This is a genomic window from Vibrio vulnificus NBRC 15645 = ATCC 27562, assembly GCF_002224265.1.
Classification (GTDB): Bacteria; Pseudomonadota; Gammaproteobacteria; order Enterobacterales; family Vibrionaceae; genus Vibrio; species Vibrio vulnificus.
The window spans coordinates 3,134,204-3,154,410 of sequence record NZ_CP012881.1; the positions used below are offsets into that span (position 1 = coordinate 3,134,204).

Genomic DNA, 20,207 nt, shown 5'->3' on the forward strand with positions numbered 1-20,207 from the left:
GGTGGTTATATAAAAACTGACGATGAGGTATCGCCAGAAAAAACAGCCTCGGATTATATCAGCTAAGTAAAAAAATAGGCAGCTTTCCGCTGCCTATATGATGAGTAATGAAGCAATTGTGCTGATTATTGACCAGCTTTAAGCTTCATAAAGTAGTCTTCGTACTTCACAGTTTTGTCGCCAACGGCGTCTTGCCACTCTACGCGATCAAGATCTTCTTGCGACGGGAACAGTGGCGCCACATCTTTGAATTTCGCGTTTGACTCAGCAACAGCGGTCAAGTAACCCGTGTCGTTAGAGATTTGCTCTGCAATTTCTGGACGAAGTAGGAAATCGATCATCTTGTGCGCCGCATCCACGTTTTTCGCACCCGAACTAATTGCAAAGTTATCTACCCAACCAATGCCGCCTTCTTTAGGGAAAACAAGCGTTAGAGGTAAGCCTTCTTTTTGCGCTGCCGCCGCACTGCCGTTCCAAAGCATGCCAACGCCAACTTCGCCAGACATGTATGGTGCGCCTGGGTTGTCAGAGTTGAATACCAACACGTTTGGCATTAGCTTTTGCAGTTCTGCGTAGGCTTCATCGATTTGTTTTTCGTCAGTGGTGTTACCCGAGTAACCCAGTTTGCGTAGTGCGATATGGAACACTTCACGAGTGTCGTCCATCAACATGACTTGGCCTTTAAGCTCAGGTTTCCATAGGTCTGCCCAGCTTTGGAAGTCATTTGGGTCGTACATATCGGTATTCACAGCAAGACCAGTGATCGCAACAACGTGTGGGATAGAGTAGTCGTTGTTTGGATCGTAAGGTTTATCTAGATAGTTCTTATCTAAGTTTTTGAAGTTTGTTAGCTTCGATTTATCAATCTTCTGCAACATACCTTCATCACGCATCTTAGATACGAAGTAGGTAGAAGGTACTACCAGATCATAGCCTTGGTTGTGCGTTTTCAACTTGGCGTACAAGGTTTCGTTTGACTCGTAAGTCGAGTAAATCACCTTGATACCTGTTTCTTTAGTAAATTGCTCTAGGATATTACTGTTGATGTAAGGACCCCAGTTCATAAATACCAATTCTTTATCTTCCGCTGCAACCGAACCAGAAAACAGTGAAAGCGCACATGCACTACCAGCTAATAAAGTAGCCCATTTTTTCATTTACGTTAGCTCCAAACCAAACGTTGCCCGAAGGCATTTCGATAAAAAAACAGAATGGTGAATCACCATTCTGCTTCGCGTTTAAACACAACCAGAAGGCGGTTTATTTAACTTTCTCTCTCGCAAGGATTTGCGAGGTAATCACCAATACGAGTGAAACAACCAGCATCACAGTAGCCAATGCGTTGACTTCTGGAGAGATACCCACTTTAACCATTGAGTAGATTTTCAGCGGTAGAATCTCGTAAGTTGGGCCCGTCACAAACGAACTGATGATAACGTCATCTAAAGATAGGGTAAAACTCAGCAACCAACCAGCTGCAACAGCCGGTTTCGCCAGTGGCAGAATAATTTGCTTTAGAATCACCCATTCGCTTGCACCAAGGTCTTTTGCTGCTTCGAGCATTTTCACATCAAAACCGTTTAAGCGGCTATAAACTGTGACCACAACAAATGGCAAACAGAAGGTGATGTGCGCAACCAAAAGAGTAAAGAAACCCAATTGAGCGCCCAGCACAAGAAACAGCGCCAATAGCGAAATAGCCATTACAATATCCGGAGACATCATGACGACAAATAACATACCGTTTACTGCGCTTTTGCCTTTGAACTGGTAGCGGAATAGGGCAACCGCCGTCAAACTGCCAATAATCGTGGCCGCAGTTGCTGAAAAAATCGCAACGTTAAACGAGTGCCATGCAGCTTGCATCAAGCTGTCGTTATTCACTAGCGCGTGATACCACTTGGTAGTGAATCCGCCCCATTTCATACCGAACTTGTTTTCGTTAAACGAGTTGGCGATCAATACGATGATTGGTAAATACAAAAACGCATAAACCAACGTCATAAAGCTAAATCTAACTGTACGTCCCATTAGTCCAGCTCCACTTTCTTATTCAACAATTTACCTGCACGATAGTAGGCATAAAGCATAATCGCCATTGCGATGGTCAGCGCGATACTGGTCGCAGCCCCAAACGGCCAATCGCGTGCATTGAGCACCTGGCTCTTAATGACGTTACCAATCAGCAAGTTTTTCGCACCGCCAAGCAAGTCAGAAATGTAGAACATGCCTAGAGCAGGGAGGAGAACCAACAAACAACCGCCGATAATGCCAGGCATTGTTAATGGCAGAATGACCTTTGTTAGCGTCTGGAACTTGTTTGCACCTAAATCTTTTGCCGCTTCGATATACGTGTCGTCCAGCTTTTCAATGGCTGAGTACAACGGCAAAATCATGAACGGCAGCAAAATGTACACCAAACCAATCATCACCGCGGTTTCGGTAAACATAATGCGCATCGGGGTATCAATAAGACCAATGCTCAATAGCGCTTTATTGAGAATACCTTGTGTACCCAACACGATTTTTAGGCCATAGGTACGGATCAGTGAGTTGGTCCAGAAAGGCACAATCACCAAAAACAGCATAAATGGACGCCATTTGTGTGGCATCTTCGCCACAATGTAAGCAAATGGGTAGCCCACAACCAAACAGATAAGGGTTGCAACAATCGCCATGTAGAAGGAGTGCAGCAACACTTTCACGTACAAAGGATCGAGCAAACGCGCGTAGTTATCCAATGTAAACGTCATTTCAATGAGGTTGGCTTCATCACGCGTTAGAAAACTGGTGCCAATGATCATCAGGTTTGGAATAAGAACAAAAAGAACCAACCAACCGACAATCAGCGTGATAATGGCGTTTTGAAGACTAAATTTCTTGCTCATCGCTTAGCACCACTTCCCAGCTTTCAACCCAAGTAATGGCGACTTTTTGGCCCAAAGAGTGGTCCACATCAGGATCATCTTCGTTAAAGAACTCGCTCACCATTACACGCATGCCAGATTCCGTTTCAATAACAGAATCAAGAGTCATCCCTTTGTAAGTACGCTCGGTAACGTGACCGACAATACCTTTCTCTTCGGATTCTTTGATCTCTTCAATCTGGTAAGCCTTGTTCTACAATAGTGTGTTCTTCATCAATACCATGCTGCTGTCTCAGCGCTTTCATGGCTGTAAGATGATGCCCACGAACGGCATCTGTATAGGTCGTCGGATCAAACTCGGGCAGCTCTATCGTGATATTGGCTGGCGTCACTGGGTACGCATTGACAAGATACGCTTCTGCATCTAAACGATTCGTGATCTCTTTTAGCCGTTCAACCATACTATTGTTCAACTCAAGGTGAGTTTCGTTTTCAGAACCGACGTGGACTGAAGCAAGGATATTGGCATGCTCTGGCCAATCCGCATTTTTGATCAGCAACACAGGGATAGGGCACTTGCGTAATAGATGCCAATCCGTAGGTGTAAAGATAACCGACTCAAGAACGTCGTGTTTACGAGTTCCTTTAATCAAAATGTCGTGGCCACTGGCAAAGACCTCTGCAATGATTGCTTCATACGGACGATTATGCCAAATCACTTTGATTTCGAATTCTACGGAGTCATCGAGATAGGGTTCTGCAATTTTCTTCAACCACTGCTCACGTTGGTAAATCACACCCCGTCTCATCGCGTCACGCTCATCAATGGATAACATTGATGTCATGTCGTACGAGAAATCATAAATCGATAGAAAGAAGGTTATGTGACTTTTTGAAACGCTCTTCCTAGCAAGTTGAACTGCTCTTGCTAACGCAGGTTGCTCATCTTTATTGATGTCTGCAACAACGAGGATTTTACTGTAAATACTCATATCTCAGCCCACTTATGTTGTAGAACCATATGAATACTTTAGCGTAGAAAAGAGAGAAATATTAGGACATTAGGAAGATAATGAAGAAAAATATGACGTAGCTCAGGGTTGAGCTACGTCGCAGTAGAGATTTACTCTTTTGATACGCCAGCAAGTTCCATTAGCGCATCATGATCAAGAATCGTAATGTACTTACCTTTTACACTAAGAATCTCTGACTTCTGGAAACGGCCTAGAAGGCGGCTGATCGTTTCGACAGTAAGACCTAGGTAATTACCAATATCACCACGAGTCATGGTCAAACGAAACTCACGCGGACTAAAGCCACGTTGCGAGAAACGGGTAGATAGATTGTACAAAAATGCGGCTAAACGCTCTTCTGCATTCTTCTTCGAAAGTAACAAAATCATTTCTTGGTCACCTTTGATTTCATTACTCATCAGGCGCATGATTTGTTGACGAAGCTTAGGCATTTTTCCTGAAAGGTCGTCAAGAATTTCGTAAGGAATCTCACAAACCATTGAAGTTTCTAGTGCCTGAGCAAAACTAGGGTGGCTATCACCTGTAATTGCATCAAAACCAACTAAATCTCCGGCTAAGTGGAAAGCCGTAATCTGCTCATCACCCTGCTCGGTAATTGTGTAGCTTTTAATCGTACCAGAACGAATTGCGTAAAGAGATTTTAGATCATCACCGGCTTTGAATAACTCTTGGCCTTTTTGGATCGGCTTTTTACGTTCGATAATTTGATCGAGTTGATCCAATTCAGCTTCGTTTAATGTAAACGGAATACACAGTTGGCTGATACTACAATCTTGACAATGAATCGCACAACCACCTGATTGGATGCGCTTTGTCGCAGGTTTTTCAGAAATCATAACAACCTTTCACTATTTGATATACGTCAATATTTTAGCACTGGTTAATACTAAAGGATAGTAAAAAAAAGTGCGTCATCTTCAGGTTAGTTGATCAAGTGTAACAATTTTACTGCGTCGTAAGCGGTGTAAAGACCATAGATAATGAGCATTAACGCAGTGATATGTCGAAATGTTAACGATGTCTGAAGCTGTGCAATAAATCGCGCACCGACGCCAACAAGTAACATAGCGGGCAGAGTGCCAAACCCAAAAGCCAGCATGATAAGCGCACCATTGTAATAACTACCAGATACCGCTGACCACGTCAGTGCAGAATAGACTAAACCACATGGTAACCATCCCCAAACAAAGCCATAAGGGAATGCTTGTAAGGGATGCTGAATAGGAAGGAGGCGAGCGGTGATTGGTTTGATCCATCGCCAGATAGATTGCCCAGCCTTTTCGACGAACAAGAGTGCATTCCATATCTTGGAGATATACAGAGCAACAAGAATCATGAAAAATGCAGCCATCAACCTTAGCCAAGCCAACGACTGATTTAAGCCACTGAGCTCAGCTAATGATGAGACAGCTCCACCAATCAATGCACCAAACAATGCATAGCTAGTGAGGCGTCCAAGATTATAAAGAAGGGTGTTGCGAATAGGAGAAGCTTGTTGCTGTCCTAGATTAAGTAGAGAAGCGATACCGCCGCACATTCCAATGCAATGACCGGCCCCGGCAAGGCCGATCATAAAGGCTCCAATAATATCTGGTGCCATCAAGATTTCTCTTTTTCCGTCGGCTTGACATGCTCTTCGTCGAACAAAATGTTACTGCCTTGCCTTTCGAGATCTTCAAACTGCTCGCTTTTTACCGCCCAAAGAAATATCGCTACAGCAACACAGACCAACACGATTGCAATTGGGATAAGAAGATACAAACTTTCCATTGTTTACTTTCCACGCTCTTTGAGCAGTCTTAAGGAATTGGAGACCACTATTATAGAGCTAGCAGACATTCCTACAACCGCAATATAAGGTGCAACCAAACCAGCGACTGCCAAAGGTAGAATCAATAGGTTATAACCCAATGACCAAGCGAGATTTTCCTTTATGATTCGTCGAGTTCTTAACGCCAACTCACGAGCCTCTAGGAGCTTATCTAAACGATCCCCAAGCAGCGTCATATCAGCAGATGCCTTAGCGACATCTGTACCACTGCCCATTGCTACAGATAAATGCGCGCCAGCTAGTGTTGGAGCATCATTGATGCCATCCCCAACCATCATTGTGATATCGTTCTCTTCCAATCCTTTGAGATACGCCAGTTTATCCTCCGGTTTCGCTGACGCGATAACGTGCTCAATTCCAACGGCCTTTGCGACGCCCTCAGCATTGGCGGCCGAATCACCCGTTAACAAAGTGGTTTTGATACCTGCTTGGGCAAACTTTTCAATGAGCTCATGGCTCTCTTTCCGAATTGGATCATGGTAATAGAATGTTGCCACATGCTTACCATCAATGGACATATAGACCGCATTTTTTTCTAATGCGACTCTACCTAGAACGAACGCCGCGCTGCCAATGTTTATCGCCTTATTATCCCAAGTTCCAGAAATGCCTGAGCCAATGATGTTGACCACATCGCTAACCTGGAAATCTGTATCAAAATAAGGTTTGAAAGCACGGGCAATAGGGTGATTGGCATGGCTTTCTAAGCTAGCTGCTAACGCAAGACACGTTCCTTTATTGAACTCATCGAAGGTTTTTGTATCTTCGACTTCAATGTCGCCTTTGGTCAGCGTGCCTGTTTTATCGATCACTAAGTGGTTAACTTTACACAAGGTTTCAAATACATGTCCTTTTCGCAACAGGATACCAAAATTGCCCATTCGAGATGTGGCACACGTTAGTGCCGTTGGTGTTGCAAGAGAAAGCGCGCATGGGCATGTCGCCACAAGAACAGAGAGCATAATCCAGAATGCATCTTCAGGTTTTGTTTGGTGCCAATAGAACCAAGTGGCTGCGGAAATAAGCAAAATAGCACCGACAAAATAACGCGCCACTACGTCTGCCACTTCGGCAATTTTGGGCTTAGAGTGCTGCGCTTCATCTTGAAGCCGAACGATATTGGAAATTACCGAATCCGCTTTCGAACTCGTAACCTGCAAAACAAACGACTCATCGCCATTGAGGGTCCCAGCAAAAACAGCGTCACCAGCGCGCTTGACGACATGCACCGATTCTCCGGTTAGCATTGATTCGTCAATGTGGATTCGTCCTTCAACAACAAAACCATCGGCGGGTATATGCTCACCTGGTAAAACTCGGACTTGGTCACCAATTTTCAAGCTCTTAACCGGAACTTGCTTGCCATCCAACGTTGTGGCGATGGCAGGGATCAGTTTAAGCAAATTGCCACTTGCGGCCGCCGCTTTTCGACGAGCTCGCATTTCTAAAAAGCGCCCAACTAACAAGAAAAAAGTGAACATTGAGATGGACTCAAAAAACACTTCCCCTTGTTCTGTGACGGTTGCCACTAAGCTCGCACAATATGCAAAAATCAAGGCAATGGAGACAGGCACATCCATCCCCAAGGTTCTTCCTTTAATACTGCGCCAAGCATTTAGATAAAATGGTAGGGCAGAGTAAAGCAACACTGGTGTTGCAAAAATCAAACTCACCCAACGAAAGTAATTTTTAAACTCTGGTTCAAGATCGCCAAAGACTTCCAAATACAATGCAACGGCCAGCATCATCACTTGCATTGTCGCCAGTCCCGCTATGCCGAGTCGATAAAGATACTGCTTCATCGTCGCATGATATGAGGCCTCTTGTTTGTCCGCTTCAAAAGGGGCGGCTTTGTAACCTAGAGAATGAATGCCAGAAAGAAGCTCGCTCAGTTTTGTTTTGGATTTATCCCAAGAGAGAAGAGCTCGATTCGTGGTGGTATTTACCTTTATTGACACCACACCCGTTTGACCATTCACTTGTCTCTCAATTAGCCACGCGCATGCTGCACAAGAAACGCCTTCTAAAGAAAGCATCACTTCACAATAATTGTCGTTGCTGCGCACAAACTCGGCTTGAACTTCCTCGTTGTCGTAATGAATGAGGGCCTTGAGTTGCTCAGGCACCAACTCCACTTTTTCTGCTGGTGCGGTTCGATATTGGTAATAAGAAACGAGGCCGTTATCCACGATTGTTTGTGCCACGGTCTCACAACCTGGGCAACACATTTCGCGACTTTCACCTAAGATTTCAACTTTAAAATCCGTGTTGACCGGTACATCTTCACCACAGTGATAACAGGATTGTGTCATAGTCTTAGTTCATCAAAACAGTTGCCGAAGAAGGGAAAGTAACGCGGCCTTGAACTAACCACTTTTGGTCATGTGGTTGAAGCTCAATAAACCAAGGCCCTTCCATTTTATGATCCAGCGATAAGCGATAGACACCTTTGGCATCCGCCGTAAACAATTGCGTGAAATCTCGGTCGGGTAGAGTGCGATGTGTAAATGTCGCGGTTAACGCAGGAAAATGAGGAAGATCACCTTTGCTGAACTCGATAATAATGACATTGTCATCTGAAGAAACGGTGGCATTCAAACCCAGTTCTTTCGCGATATTCAGTTTACTAATGTCGATATTGATCCCTTTACCTTTTTTATAGTAATCCTCAGCGACAAGAGAGACTGAGTTTTGTGAAAAAATCACCACTGTCACGATCGTCCACACTACCACTGTCAGTGGCAAAATGATCAGAAACCACGGCCAAAACTGTTTATACCAAGGCTTTACCATAAAAAAGTTCTCAACAACTAAATGAAAGATAAGGGCTTTAATTTAAAGGAAAGACAGCCCCTTAAAAAGGGGCTGTTATTGAAATGTTACTTATTATTTTCGCCGTTGCTTAGGCTCCAAACATAAGCTGAAACAAGCTGAACTTTGTCCTCGCCTAGAATGTCTTTCCAGGCTGGCATGACACCAGAACGTCCGTTCATAACGGTTTCAGTAATGTCTGCACGAGAATCACCAAACAACCAATCTTTGTCTGTTAGATCAGGAGCACCCACTGCTGGGTTACCTTTACCATCAGTACCATGACACGCTGCACAGACGACGAAACGAGCTTTACCCGCTTCGGCTTCTCGTGCATTCACTTTACGACCAGACAAACTCAAAACGTAGCTCACAACTTCTTCTACGCCTTGCTCACCAAGTGCATCTTTCCATGCTGGCATTTGGCCAATACGACCATGCATGATTGTCGTTACGATAGCTTGAGGTTCACCACCGTACAACCAAGCAGTGTCTGTAAGGTTAGGAAAACCTTTCTGACCGCGTGCATCGGAACCATGACACTGAGAACAGTTTTGTAAGAATAGGCGTTGACCTACCTTTAACGCCTCATCATCACCTGCAATAGCCGGAATAGGGCGTAAGCCGTTGTCATCAAACGCTAAGCGACGGAATGCTTCACCAAAGTATGCATCAGCATCATCCAACTCTTTTGCGTATTGGTTCAGTTGTTTATTTGATTGAGCGTTGGCGATGGCTTGCTTAGACTCTTCAACCGTTCGAACTGTCTGAGCAGAACTTTGCCAACCCAAAACACCTTTAAAGTTACCCAAACCTGGGAACAGGGTTAGGTAAACCGCTGCAAAAATAAATGTACCTACGAACAAGTAAGTCCACCATTTTGGCAGTGGGTTATTTAGCTCGCGAATACCGTCGTACTCGTGGCCCATATCTGCACCTTCTTCTACGCCCATTTTATCTTTAGCGCACCAGTAAAGAAGTACAGCACAGCCAACAAGCGTACCGACAGTAATCACGATAATCCAGAGACTCCAGAATGTAGTCATTACTTCGTCACTCCTTGTTTAGTTGGGCTAGATTTCTCTTCATCAGCAAAAACAAGGTTGGCGGCCTCATCAAAACTCGCTTTACGCTTTTTGCTGTATGCCCAAGCAACAATGCCAATAAAACTAACGAAAAGTACAACGGTATAAATACTGTGAATTGTACCGAAATCCATAATATGCCCCCTTATTTCATTGCATGACCAAGAGACTGAAGGTAAGCGATGATGGCATCCATCTCCGTTTTTCCTTCAACATCTTTGGATGCGTTTGCAATCTGCTCATCAGTGTATGGAACACCAAACTGATTACGGAACACTTCCAATTTCTTCTGGGTCAATTTGCCATCTAGTACGTTCTCAGCTAGCCATGGGAAACCAGGCATGTTTGATTCAGGTACTAGCTCACGAGGGTCTAACAAGTGAACACGATGCCACTCATCTGAGTAACGACCACCAACACGTGCCAAATCAGGACCAGTACGCTTAGAACCCCAAAGGAAAGGGTGTTCCCAAACGCTTTCACCAGCGACTGAGTAATGACCGTATCGTTCTGTTTCTGAACGGAAAGGACGAATCATTTGACTATGACAAACGTTACAACCTTCACGGATGTAAATATCGCGACCTTCCATCTCTAGAGCAGAATAAGCACGTAGATTTTCTACCGGCTCAGTTGTTTGTTTCTGGAAAATCAATGGTGTGATCTCAACAAGAGCACCCCAACTGATTGCAAAAACGATAAAGATAGCCAACAAACCGACATTACGTTCAATGATCTCGTGGCGATTATTAGAATTAGAACTCATTCTTCAATCTCCTTATGCCGGCTGTGCAACTGCTTTTAAGCTTTGCTTAGGTGCAGTCACTGTTTTGTACGTGTTGTATGCCATTAGGAACATACCCGATAGGAAGATAAAACCACCTAAGAAACGTACGAAGTAGAATGGGTAAGAAGCCTCAACAGATTCCACGAAGCTGTAAGTCAACGTACCGTCAGAGTTGACTGCACGCCACATCAGACCCTGCATAACACCAGAGATCCACATTGCAACGATGTACAGTACTGTACCGATAGTCGCCAACCAGAAGTGAACGTTGATTAGGCTTACTGAGTACATGCGCTCTTGGTTAAATAGGCGAGGGATCAAGTGGTAAACCGAACCGATTGACACCATCGCGACCCAACCTAACGCACCAGAGTGAACGTGACCAACCGTCCAGTCGGTGTAGTGTGACAATGCGTTCACTGTCTTAATTGACATCATAGGACCTTCGAAAGTCGACATGCCATAGAAAGAAAGTGAAACGATCAAGAAACGCAAAATAGGGTCGTAACGTAGCTTATGCCACGCACCAGACAGGGTCATAATACCGTTGATCATACCACCCCAAGATGGAGCGAATAGAACCAAAGACATAACCATACCTAGAGACTGAGTCCAGTCAGGTAGTGCTGTGTAATGTAAGTGGTGAGGACCTGCCCAGATATACAAAGAAACAAGAGCCCAGAAGTGGACAATTGACAGACGGTATGAGTAAACAGGACGTTCAGCTTGCTTTGGTACAAAGTAGTACATCATACCAAGAAAACCCGCTGTAAGAAGGAAACCTACCGCATTGTGACCGTACCACCACTGAACCATCGCATCTACTGCACCTGAGTAAATCGAGTAAGATTTACCAAGTGAAACAGGGATTGCCATGCTGTTCACAATGTGAAGCACTGCTACAGTAATGATAAAAGCGCCAAAGAACCAGTTCGCTACGTAAATGTGAGAAGTATTACGTTTCACTAAGGTTCCAAAGAAAACAACCGCGTATGAAACCCATACGATCGCGATTGCAATATCAATTGGCCATTCGAGTTCTGCATATTCTTTGCCTGAGGTTAAACCCAGTGGCAAAGTGATTGCAGCGGCAAGAATAATAGCCTGCCAACCCCAGAAGGTGAAGGCGACGAGAGGACCACCAAATAGACGAGTTTGACAGGTGCGCTGTACAACATAGTATGACGTTGCGAACAAGGCACTTGTACCAAACGCGAAAATGACCGCGTTAGTATGCAGGGGACGTAAACGACTGTACGTCAACCACGGCGTATCAAAGTTGAGCTGTGGCCATACTAATTGAGCGGCAATCAAAACACCAACAGCCATGCCAACAATACCCCATAAAATGGTCACAAGGGTAAATTGACGAACGACTGTATAGTTGTAGTTTTGTTCAAGCTGCTTTTCTTGGCTCATTTGCATGCTTCCAATTTCTAATTAACTACACTTTACTTCCAACACGACTTGCGTCGTAACACCACCCAAATCAACTCAAGAAATACTGCGTTATCATCACTTTATTCCTCTTGCCGACTTTAAGAAAAAGTGGCATTTTCAGTGGCACACTATACTTGAATTAACAATTCAATGACAGAGTAGTAACCTTACTGACGCTCTGGAAATCATCTTTTATTTAAAAACTTTGAAGTTTGTAACAAGGAAAACTGAAAAAATGCCGGCACAAAAGTTAACAAAGGCAAGGCTTGCACAAATATTAATCATGCTCACGATATTAGTGGTGGCGTTTATATGGAGGTCGTTGAGTTATCAACCGCTGGAAGAGATTGATTGTTCACAAAAAGAACGATGTGAGTTAACACTTGATAACAGTAAAATGATTATTTATCGCGCTAGCCAGCAAATTAAGATCCAAACAGATAAAAACGACAATTTAAAAATTGATTTAGATCAAAATAAAACATCAAATATACCGTTCAGCGATAATATCATTTTATTAGATGCAAGCACTGCTACATCAATAAAAATACGTAATAAAGACAATACGACCATTGCGGTTATTGTTCTATAAATCAGACTTGGCACGCGTTGTTATAGACAGGTTCCGTACTTCTCATGCAAATTAATAGAAGTGGAGTACTAGATTGGTATAAAGTAAGGGGAGTTTTAGAAATCGTTACTACGTGATGCTTTGCCAATCTGTTATTAGTCATTTGACCAACGAAGAACACGCTGTCGCTGCAATCAAAGAGCAGATCGCTCATGATCATTTAGCGATGCTCATTTGCTACTATACCGAAGAGTATTCTAGCCAGAAACTTCAACATTCTTTCCGACAACATTTTCCATCGATTCCTGTACATGGCGCAAGTTCATGTCGTGCGATCATGACCGATAAGGGATTTCACCAAGGGCCTGTCGTTGGTGTTTTTGCTATCTATGACAGTGGTAGCAACGCTTATGGCACTGGAATATCAGACCTCAACGAAACCAGTGACAGTGTCACAGAAATTGTATTTAGAACGTTGGATATGGCACTTCACAATGCAGACCGAGCAGGGGAAGTACCCAGTCTGATCTTACTTCATGCGACTCCAGGGAATGAGGAGTCAATCATCGAAGCTATTGACCAAAAGTTTGGCACTTTAGTACCTATTATCGGCGGAAGCGCAGCTGACAATCAAGTCAAAGGAAACTGGTCTATTTTCACAACGCAGGGAACAAGCATAAAAGGCATTAGCCTCACGGTATTTTTCTCTTCACAATCTATCTTCACTGCGTTTAGTGCAGGCCACACGCCAACAGAATTATCGGGGCTCGTTACGAAAGTCAGCGATAGAGTACTACTGGAAATTGATGGTAAACCCGCAAGTTCCGTGTACAAAGATTGGACCAAAATTCATCTTGATGAGTACAACCAAGAGCAATTGATCTTTGATATTGCGACGGCTTATCCGTTAGGGCGAGTTGCAGGGCAGCTCTATGATTATCCTTACTTTAAGCTGTCACACCCAGTCAGAGAAACGACTGAAAATGGTATTGAACTCTTTTCTACCGTCGATCTGGGAGAGCGCATCTACCTCATGCAGGGATGTAAAGATCAGCTTATCAGCCGAGCAGCACGAGTTATCAATGCGGCATTTTGGCAAAAACTAGAAGACTCTCGAAAAATAGGTGTTATTAACATTTTTTGTGCAGGCCCTATGATTCACTTAAAACACGATATCGACAGTGTTTTGAAACAACTTCTAGATGAATTAGATGATAAACCTTTTATTTGTCCGTTTACTTTCGGCGAACAGGGGCGCTTTGTTGGCGGTGAAAATGGGCATGGTAACTTAATGATTTCTTCAGCTATTTTCCATTCACCGGATGAAAGTAAATAACATGACAACGTTTGAAAAAGAAGCCCTTCACGACGCATTAGTTGAGCTTAAAAAGAGTAGGGAACTCGAAAAGCGACTAGCTGAAGAAAATAAGGCCATCCTCAGCGCAATCTCTGCGATGAGTGAAGCAAAAAATCGTCACGAAATCTTCTTAGGCCTCAATAACGTATTGAAGAAATACATCAACTTTGATGATTTTGTGGTCCTTACTCGGCATTGTGATAAAGAGAATTTCGCGACGTTGCTCACAACAAACCAAGTGTTCAATAATACAACTTGGTGTGATGGAAAAAAATTTAGCCGAGTGATCAATGGCGAATGCATCATTCTATTCGAACCCACCGAATTGTCAGAGTTTAAAGAGCTCAACAGCTTTATCAAAAGCCACATTAACTCTGTATTATTAACGGGCATTGATGCTCAGGTAACTCAATCCGTTATTCTCCTGATCGGTAATACAAAAGGGCAGTTCAGTATTGAAGCAAAAGAAACTCTCAAGCGCTTTTTGCCTTTGATAGAACGAGCTGTTATTGATATCGAAAACAAAGAGAAGTTACAACGTATCGTCGAGCTAAGGACTCGAGAATTGGCATTGGCCAGAGAAGAGTCTGAGCGTGCCAACCGAGCAAAATCTGAGTTTCTAGCCATGATGAGTCATGAGTTAAGAACACCATTAAACTCCGTTTTGGGCATGTTGGATGTTCTCAAACAGTCCGACATGTCAGCAGGTCACATCAACTTGCTCTCCCATATGGAAAGTTCAGCAGGGCTGTTGCTGGCAATCATCAGCGACATACTTGATCTATCCAAAATTGAATCTGGCGAATTTTCCCTTTCACCTCAATGGATTAATATAAATGACACTGTCACTTTTGTAGTGTCACAGCAGCAATTAGTTGCTGCGTCAAAAGGGCTCAATATTGAGCTCAGCATCGAACTTGACGACAAGCGTCACTATTGGCTTGATCCCAGCCGATTATCTCAAGTGTTGTTTAATCTCATTGGTAACGCGGTGAAGTTCACTCAGCAAGGTCAGATTGATATTCGTGTGAGCCTAGAAAATGATGAGTTATCCATCTCTGTCATAGACACAGGGATTGGCATTGAGAGAGACAAAATTAGCTCTTTGTTCACCGCGTTTAAGCAAGCAGATAGCTCAATTACCAGAAAATTTGGAGGCACGGGCCTAGGGCTTGCCATTACAAAACACTTGGTTGAGCTCATGTCAGGAACAGTTCGTGTTTCTAGCCAGTTTGGTAAGGGCTCGACATTTGTTGTGCAAATTCCAGTTAAAAGTCGCAAGCTAATTCGTTTGAGCCAAGATGGCACGACTAGCAAACGCGACAGAGCATTGAATGTGTTAGTCGTAGAAGATACACATTCCAATCAAATGGTTATCCAACTGCTTTTAAACAAACTTGGCCACAACGTATTTATTGCCAATAACGGAAGTGAAGCGATTGAGTTCATCGAGTCCAACACGGAGTCTCTGGATGTGGTGTTTATGGATGTGTCAATGCCAGTCATGGATGGACTCACAGCAACAAAAATTCTACGAGCAAAGGGATTTGAAGTGCCAATTATCGCTTTAACAGCCCATGCATTAGCCAGCGATAAACAAAATTGCTTAGACGTTGGTATGGACAGCTTTGTTGCTAAGCCCGTACGAAAACAAGAACTCGCCAACGCGATTGAAGCCTTAATCGTATAACCAATATAGAACCTTAAATCTTTGATTAATAAGGTTCTATATTAGGTATTTTATGGTAAATAAAAATTATGTTTAATCATGAATCAGAGCATTAATACCAGTAAAGGGGAGCCGAGACAGAAACATTTCACGTAGCGCTACATGTGATTTAACATAATATACATAATGCGTACTTAGCTAACGATTCCGTAGGGCTGCCAATCCACATAGCCAAGCAGTCGCAAATTATTGAAATTAAATACAAATCACATCGACAGTGTTAAGCGTCCTGGCATTCTCGCTTGAATATCTTTGAGCGATGCTCCTGGCATTTGTACTTGAGCAAACCAATACGGTTTGTGTTTTTCTACGAATGCATTGCTATGCTGTAATCCATCGTAGATTGAGAATGCCCGACCTTGTGCTAATGCAGCTCCTGCAATACTTCTTTCTTCAACAGGCACATTGTCTATATCCTCAATCACGGCATTTTTGATAAACATTGCATTTGCTGGCCAATCCATGGACTCCAAAACTCGTTTAGCAAGTTGTCCCTCAAGTTCGAAAATGATTTTGGGCAAAAAAGACATATTGGCGACGACCTCAGCACAAGCGTAATATTCTTCACGCATATCTTGCTCTCGGTATTTGAGCATCATCTCAACTAAAGCGTCTTCAAATGTATGCGTAAAATGGTTTGATGCGAGAAACTGGCCAACTGTTCTCAACACACCAATCAAGATGCCTGCATCGGGCTCTTTGAAATTTGCATCTTGTAAGCGCATTCTAGTGACATTCGCCGTGACTATCATATGTTGCCACATTTTAGGGGCAATCAACTTGGTATTCGCATCGGACCATTTGAGCATCGGTCTAGCCATCAGAACAGGGAAAAGTAAACGGCAATTTTCTATGCCTATCTGCCCTATTGCTATCTTTGCATCGGTCACACTTTTCGATGATTTCCCTATACGTTCGCAGAATTTAGGGTTTGTAACGAGATCTAAAATACTTGAACTAAGTTGATGACTCAGGGTTGTCAAGGTACTCAACTTGGAGAAACTCAAGGACGGTGAGTACGCGAACGAAGCAAGATGATCAAAGTTAGGTACGCCATTAAACAATTTGTCGATGGGCGTATTGAGTAGTTTCTCAATCATCATGTGCTCAGCATGGCGTGTAACATCCACAACAACACGTTTATGGGTGTTTTGTCTTGCTTTTACCTGTTCACGCCGCTCAACCACTTTAGCCTGCTCACACTCTAATAAAATGCGTTGATTGCGAGTAATGCGCTCATCTTCTGAGAAAATAACGTCTTCGCAATAGCGACCTTGTAAACTAAGTAGGTTATCAACGTTAGACTGATCGAGAATGTATTTCATACTCACTAACCACTTGGCATGTCTAACATTAACCTCATTTGCCACTTGTTCCGCTGTTTCAATCGCTTCTTGTGTATACCGTCTGTTGGCGAGTAGCAAATCTGTATCCCTTTAAAGATTTATCACTAGTTTTAGTTTATTCCATAGAGAACAAAAATGAGAAATCAAAGTGACATCGCTTCCATTATTTAATCTTGAAATTGCCTACTTTGTCACTATAAGTCACTGACAACATTAATTCTTGAGTAGTAAACGTACACAACACATCGTTCTTTCTATCAACTATTGATTAGCTCGAGATGTGAATGAAGATCATACGTTCCGGCACCTTATAGCGAAATTTACTGCCGACTTTGATTGTTTGCTTCGCAAAGCGACATATTTTGGCATCACCCGTCCCATTGACCTTCTCAACCACCGCATGCTTATCCGTGTGATTAAAATAGACGACAACGTCGCAATAGCCCGAATAGTGGACAAACTCTTTGTCGATCTTCTTTTGAACTGACTTTTTTAGCTTTAATGCTATTGGGTTACGAGTGGAATCATCGGCATGAATCGCACTTGGATAGAAGAGTAAAAGAGATGAAAGAAGAAAGGTGACACTGTATCGCATAATTTTTCCAAATGAAAATACAATACAGTGCGCAGACTGGATGATATACGTCGATTCTATTCAATTGCGTGGTGGATTAGTGATTGTTGCAATTGATATGTTTATTAGGCGTGTTTCTTACCTTTGCTAGACTTAAATCCTTGATGTGGAAATACGTTACGAATTCTTTGTTGGACTTTCTTTGGCACTTGTTTATTGAACACCAACTTTGCACCAGTACGTAAGCTGTAAACTTTCATTTCACCATCAAAAGGCGTCTTCTCGCCAATCTCCACTAAATTATGGCGAAAAGATGGTGGCAAGTTCCCTTTGACTGAATGAATATGCCCTTCTTTAAAGGAAACTTTCAATACGGGGCGATCAATGGCCACTAGCCAAAAGATAACGATTGCGGCCACAATAATGACATACAACATGTGTGTTCTCCTGCACTAATCGGATAATAACTTGCTTAAGTCTTCTTTCAGAGTGGATACGGCTGCACTCGCCTTTTCGCTACGAGAAGCTTCACTCAGTAAATATTCAATGGCGTCGGACAATGTACAACCCAGCTCATTCGCACGTGTCGATAGCTTTTCCCATACACGATAATCTAAATCGATGGATTTTTTCTTTGTATGGATCTGCTCAGCGTTGAAATGGCGCTTGCGTTTGGCACGAATGGCTTGTTTGAGTTTCTTGTCAAGCTCGTCCGCCATGTGCAAATCAATCCACTCGAGGACTTTGGTCGGTTCATGTTCTAACTTTCTTAGTTCAGAAACTGCATGGTCAGCTTCACTCGAATCAATATATTTAGTGATGGTTTCTCCATCTTTCCACTTATTGATCAAATACTGCCATTTCCACCCACATTCCAAGTTTTCGAGTTGTTGATATTTCATTTTTCCATGTCCTAGCGCTACTTAGGGTGACAGCGTAACCCATGTGGGTTTAATTCTCAACAAAACGTGGTCGAAGGATAGAGAGAGATCAACTTTTTCCTCCCTCACCATCTATTTAGCCGGATTTAACTGCAGATTTTGTTGGTTCTGATATACTCCGCTGCAATTAAAGTTTATGAAGAAAGTCAATGAACCAAATTAACTGGCAAGCCGTTACGCCACAATTCGATCAATTTGAATCGTCTTTTGCTAATCTTCACTCTATTGAGTTAACCCATTATTTTGAGCTACAAGAGCGTGCATTAGCAACATTCCGCCACTTTACCCTTCTTTCTGGAATGGCTCGTTTCTTGGTGATTAATTGTTGTGATAACCCTATCTATCGTGGTTTGGTTGAAGAAGGATTGAACTCTATTGATCCTGAACTAGTGGTACTAAAAACAGAGACGCTCTCTCCTTCTCATCTCTTTGACTGCTATAAGCTTAATGCTAATGGTGACGTCGAAATCATTACAGGGTTGTTCTCTAAAGCTCGTGGTGGCATTGTCACTGTCTCTGCGAATTTGCTGCTTGCAAATCCAGGCTCTTGGCCAGCGATTAAGGCGGCAGTACTTGGCGAATCCCTACCCATTTCTCCATTAAAACCCGAGTGGCAATCGTCACACCTGGAACCGACTTGCTACGACATAAAATTGGTTATTACTGGTGATCGTGGGCAGTTGGCGGATCTTGAGTATCTTGATCCTGATCTCTTCTCACCAATGACTTTGTTCAGCGAACTCGAAGAAGATTTTCACCTAGGTGAAGAGAATCTGGATGCCTATGTCGGCTACATTAAATGGATATGTGACCGCTACCATCTACCCAGTTTTGATAAAGATGCACTACACCGTTTGTTGATTGCCGGCGTTCGTGAAACAGAAGACCAACATTATCTGCCCCTCTCCCCAATTTGGCTTCACCAATGGCTCTCTCTGGCAGCTATTGAATCGCAAGGCTACCAGATCAACGGTGAGCACATGAATACAGCCATTGAGGAAAAATATTTCCGTGAGTCTTATCTCCCCCAGCGCGCTATCGACGATATCCTTGATGGCCAAGTGATCATTGAAACAACGGGCGAGCAAATCGGCCAGATTAACGGCCTCACCGTTATTGATGTTGCAGGTCACCCAGTTTCTTATGGTGAGCCAGCTCGAATTTCTTGTGTTATCCATTTTGGTGATGGTGATATTTCTGACGTTGAACGTAAAGCCGAGCTCGGTGGAAATCTTCACGCCAAGGGTATGATGATCATGCAAGCACTTGTCAGCAGTGCGCTGCAACTCGATGCACCACTGCCTTACTCTGCTTCTATTGTATTCGAGCAATCTTACAGTGAAGTCGATGGAGATAGTGCGTCACTTGCTGAATTTTGCTGCCTTGTCAGCGCCCTATCTGAGTACCCCATCAATCAGCAAATCGCGGTGACGGGTGCAGTGGACCAATTTGGCCGTGTACAGGCTGTAGGAGGCCTAAATGAAAAAATTGAAGGCTTCTATCAGGTTTGTAAACACCAAGGCTTCACCGGCGAGCAAGGGGTTATTCTACCGGAAACGAACTTAAAACATCTGGCACTTCATAAAGAAGTGGTCGAAAGCATTAAACTCGGTGAGTTTCATATTTGGGCGGTATCCGATGTTGAAGATGTGATCCCAATCATTATGAATAAGCCATTTTGTGGTGAAGACGAAGATAGCGTGCTCAACAAAATTGCTGAAAGAATCGATAACTTTACGAAGCATGATCATCCACAAGGCTTTGTTCAATGGATTAAAAACTGGTTTGTCTAGTACTGATCGGAGTTGTTTAGCGTACACCTGTTCACTAACAT

General features: G+C 43.2%; 20 protein-coding genes and 2 pseudogenes. 4 read left to right on the forward strand and 18 right to left on the reverse strand.

All coding sequences use genetic code 11. The annotated features are described in order from the left end of the window. Positions 1 to 125 precede the first annotated feature (125 nt). The 14 genes and pseudogenes from AOT11_RS15325 to ccoN all read right to left on the reverse strand — a co-directional run bounded on the left by AOT11_RS15325 (position 126) and on the right by ccoN (position 11,840). A complete protein-coding gene (locus tag AOT11_RS15325; RefSeq protein ID WP_011080449.1) occupies positions 126 to 1,157 on the reverse strand; it encodes an extracellular solute-binding protein in 1,032 nt (343 codons plus the stop codon). 103 nt (positions 1,158 to 1,260) lie between these two features. Beyond that, positions 1,261 to 2,031 carry a spermidine/putrescine ABC transporter permease PotC gene (gene potC / locus AOT11_RS15330; protein WP_011150281.1) on the reverse strand — a complete coding sequence of 257 codons (771 nt, stop codon included), beginning with the start codon at positions 2,029 to 2,031 and terminating at the stop codon, positions 1,261 to 1,263. Continuing rightward, positions 2,031 to 2,888 carry a spermidine/putrescine ABC transporter permease PotB gene (gene potB / locus AOT11_RS15335; RefSeq protein WP_011080451.1) on the reverse strand — a complete coding sequence of 286 codons (858 nt, stop codon included), beginning with the start codon at positions 2,886 to 2,888 and terminating at the stop codon, positions 2,031 to 2,033. Before potB ends, potC begins: the two co-directional genes overlap by 1 nt. After that, a pseudogene (locus tag AOT11_RS23675) lies at positions 2,872 to 3,108 on the reverse strand (TOBE domain-containing protein); the annotation flags it as partial. The pseudogene AOT11_RS23675 and the gene potB, both read right to left, overlap by 17 nt. Beyond that, positions 3,104 to 3,859: pseudogene (gene uspE, locus AOT11_RS15340) on the reverse strand (universal stress protein UspE); the annotation flags it as partial. The pseudogenes uspE and AOT11_RS23675, both read right to left, overlap by 5 nt. A 131-nt stretch (positions 3,860 to 3,990) precedes the next feature. Continuing rightward, a complete protein-coding gene (locus AOT11_RS15345; RefSeq protein WP_011080458.1) occupies positions 3,991 to 4,737 on the reverse strand; it encodes an FNR family transcription factor in 747 nt (248 codons plus the stop codon). Positions 4,738 to 4,823: 86 nt separating this feature from the next. Next, positions 4,824 to 5,501, reverse strand: a complete 678-nt coding sequence (locus AOT11_RS15350) for a sulfite exporter TauE/SafE family protein (protein WP_017422056.1) — start codon at positions 5,499 to 5,501, stop codon at positions 4,824 to 4,826. After that, complete coding sequence (ccoS, locus tag AOT11_RS15355) at positions 5,501 to 5,671, reverse strand: cbb3-type cytochrome oxidase assembly protein CcoS (protein ID WP_011080460.1); 171 nt, start codon at positions 5,669 to 5,671, stop codon at positions 5,501 to 5,503. The genes AOT11_RS15350 and ccoS overlap by 1 nt, the downstream gene beginning before the upstream one ends. A 3-nt stretch (positions 5,672 to 5,674) precedes the next feature. Continuing rightward, on the reverse strand, positions 5,675 to 8,044 hold the full coding sequence (locus AOT11_RS15360) for a heavy metal translocating P-type ATPase (protein ID WP_017422057.1): 2,370 nt from the start codon (positions 8,042 to 8,044) through the stop codon (positions 5,675 to 5,677). A gap of 4 nt (positions 8,045 to 8,048) precedes the next feature. Continuing rightward, positions 8,049 to 8,525, reverse strand: a complete 477-nt coding sequence (locus tag AOT11_RS15365; RefSeq protein WP_017422058.1) for a FixH family protein — start codon at positions 8,523 to 8,525, stop codon at positions 8,049 to 8,051. An 86-nt stretch (positions 8,526 to 8,611) separates the two neighbouring features. After that, positions 8,612 to 9,589 carry a cytochrome-c oxidase, cbb3-type subunit III gene (gene ccoP / locus AOT11_RS15370; protein WP_017422059.1) on the reverse strand — a complete coding sequence of 326 codons (978 nt, stop codon included), beginning with the start codon at positions 9,587 to 9,589 and terminating at the stop codon, positions 8,612 to 8,614. After that, positions 9,589 to 9,762: a cbb3-type cytochrome oxidase subunit 3 gene (locus AOT11_RS15375; RefSeq protein ID WP_011080464.1), complete on the reverse strand. Its 174-nt coding sequence runs from the start codon at positions 9,760 to 9,762 to the stop codon at positions 9,589 to 9,591. The genes ccoP and AOT11_RS15375 overlap by 1 nt, the downstream gene beginning before the upstream one ends. 11 nt (positions 9,763 to 9,773) lie before the next feature. Continuing rightward, on the reverse strand, positions 9,774 to 10,394 hold the full coding sequence (gene ccoO / locus AOT11_RS15380; RefSeq protein ID WP_011080465.1) for a cytochrome-c oxidase, cbb3-type subunit II: 621 nt from the start codon (positions 10,392 to 10,394) through the stop codon (positions 9,774 to 9,776). 12 nt (positions 10,395 to 10,406) lie between these two features. Then, positions 10,407 to 11,840, reverse strand: a complete 1,434-nt coding sequence (gene ccoN / locus AOT11_RS15385) for a cytochrome-c oxidase, cbb3-type subunit I (RefSeq protein ID WP_017422060.1) — start codon at positions 11,838 to 11,840, stop codon at positions 10,407 to 10,409. A gap of 250 nt (positions 11,841 to 12,090) precedes the next feature. Here ccoN and AOT11_RS15390 point away from each other — a divergent pair, with 250 nt between their 5' ends. From AOT11_RS15390 to AOT11_RS15400, 3 genes are all read left to right on the forward strand, one after another. Then, on the forward strand, positions 12,091 to 12,447 hold the full coding sequence (locus tag AOT11_RS15390) for a hypothetical protein (RefSeq protein WP_017422061.1): 357 nt from the start codon (positions 12,091 to 12,093) through the stop codon (positions 12,445 to 12,447). Between the two features lie 115 nt (positions 12,448 to 12,562). Then, complete coding sequence (locus AOT11_RS15395) at positions 12,563 to 13,762, forward strand: FIST signal transduction protein (RefSeq protein ID WP_026050686.1); 1,200 nt, start codon at positions 12,563 to 12,565, stop codon at positions 13,760 to 13,762. After that, positions 13,749 to 15,473, forward strand: coding sequence for an ATP-binding protein (locus AOT11_RS15400; RefSeq protein ID WP_017422063.1), 1,725 nt, complete (start codon positions 13,749 to 13,751; stop codon positions 15,471 to 15,473). Before AOT11_RS15395 ends, AOT11_RS15400 begins: the two co-directional genes overlap by 14 nt. Before the next feature lie 245 nt (positions 15,474 to 15,718). Here AOT11_RS15400 and AOT11_RS15405 read toward each other — a convergent pair whose 3' ends face one another. The 4 genes from AOT11_RS15405 to matP all read right to left on the reverse strand — a co-directional run bounded on the left by AOT11_RS15405 (position 15,719) and on the right by matP (position 18,334). Beyond that, the gene (locus tag AOT11_RS15405; protein WP_017422064.1) at positions 15,719 to 16,936 is read right to left on the reverse strand and encodes an HDOD domain-containing protein; all 1,218 of its coding nucleotides are present in this window, start codon (positions 16,934 to 16,936) and stop codon (positions 15,719 to 15,721) included. A 190-nt stretch (positions 16,937 to 17,126) separates the two neighbouring features. Beyond that, positions 17,127 to 17,453 carry a hypothetical protein gene (locus AOT11_RS15410; protein WP_017422065.1) on the reverse strand — a complete coding sequence of 109 codons (327 nt, stop codon included), beginning with the start codon at positions 17,451 to 17,453 and terminating at the stop codon, positions 17,127 to 17,129. A gap of 104 nt (positions 17,454 to 17,557) precedes the next feature. Further along, complete coding sequence (locus AOT11_RS15415) at positions 17,558 to 17,869, reverse strand: DUF3634 family protein (RefSeq protein ID WP_017422066.1); 312 nt, start codon at positions 17,867 to 17,869, stop codon at positions 17,558 to 17,560. Positions 17,870 to 17,884: 15 nt separating this feature from the next. Further along, positions 17,885 to 18,334, reverse strand: a complete 450-nt coding sequence (gene matP, locus AOT11_RS15420) for a macrodomain Ter protein MatP (RefSeq protein ID WP_017422067.1) — start codon at positions 18,332 to 18,334, stop codon at positions 17,885 to 17,887. 188 nt (positions 18,335 to 18,522) lie between these two features. Here matP and AOT11_RS15425 point away from each other — a divergent pair, with 188 nt between their 5' ends. Next, positions 18,523 to 20,166: a S16 family serine protease gene (locus tag AOT11_RS15425; RefSeq protein ID WP_017422068.1), complete on the forward strand. Its 1,644-nt coding sequence runs from the start codon at positions 18,523 to 18,525 to the stop codon at positions 20,164 to 20,166. Positions 20,167 to 20,207: the final 41 nt, after the last annotated feature.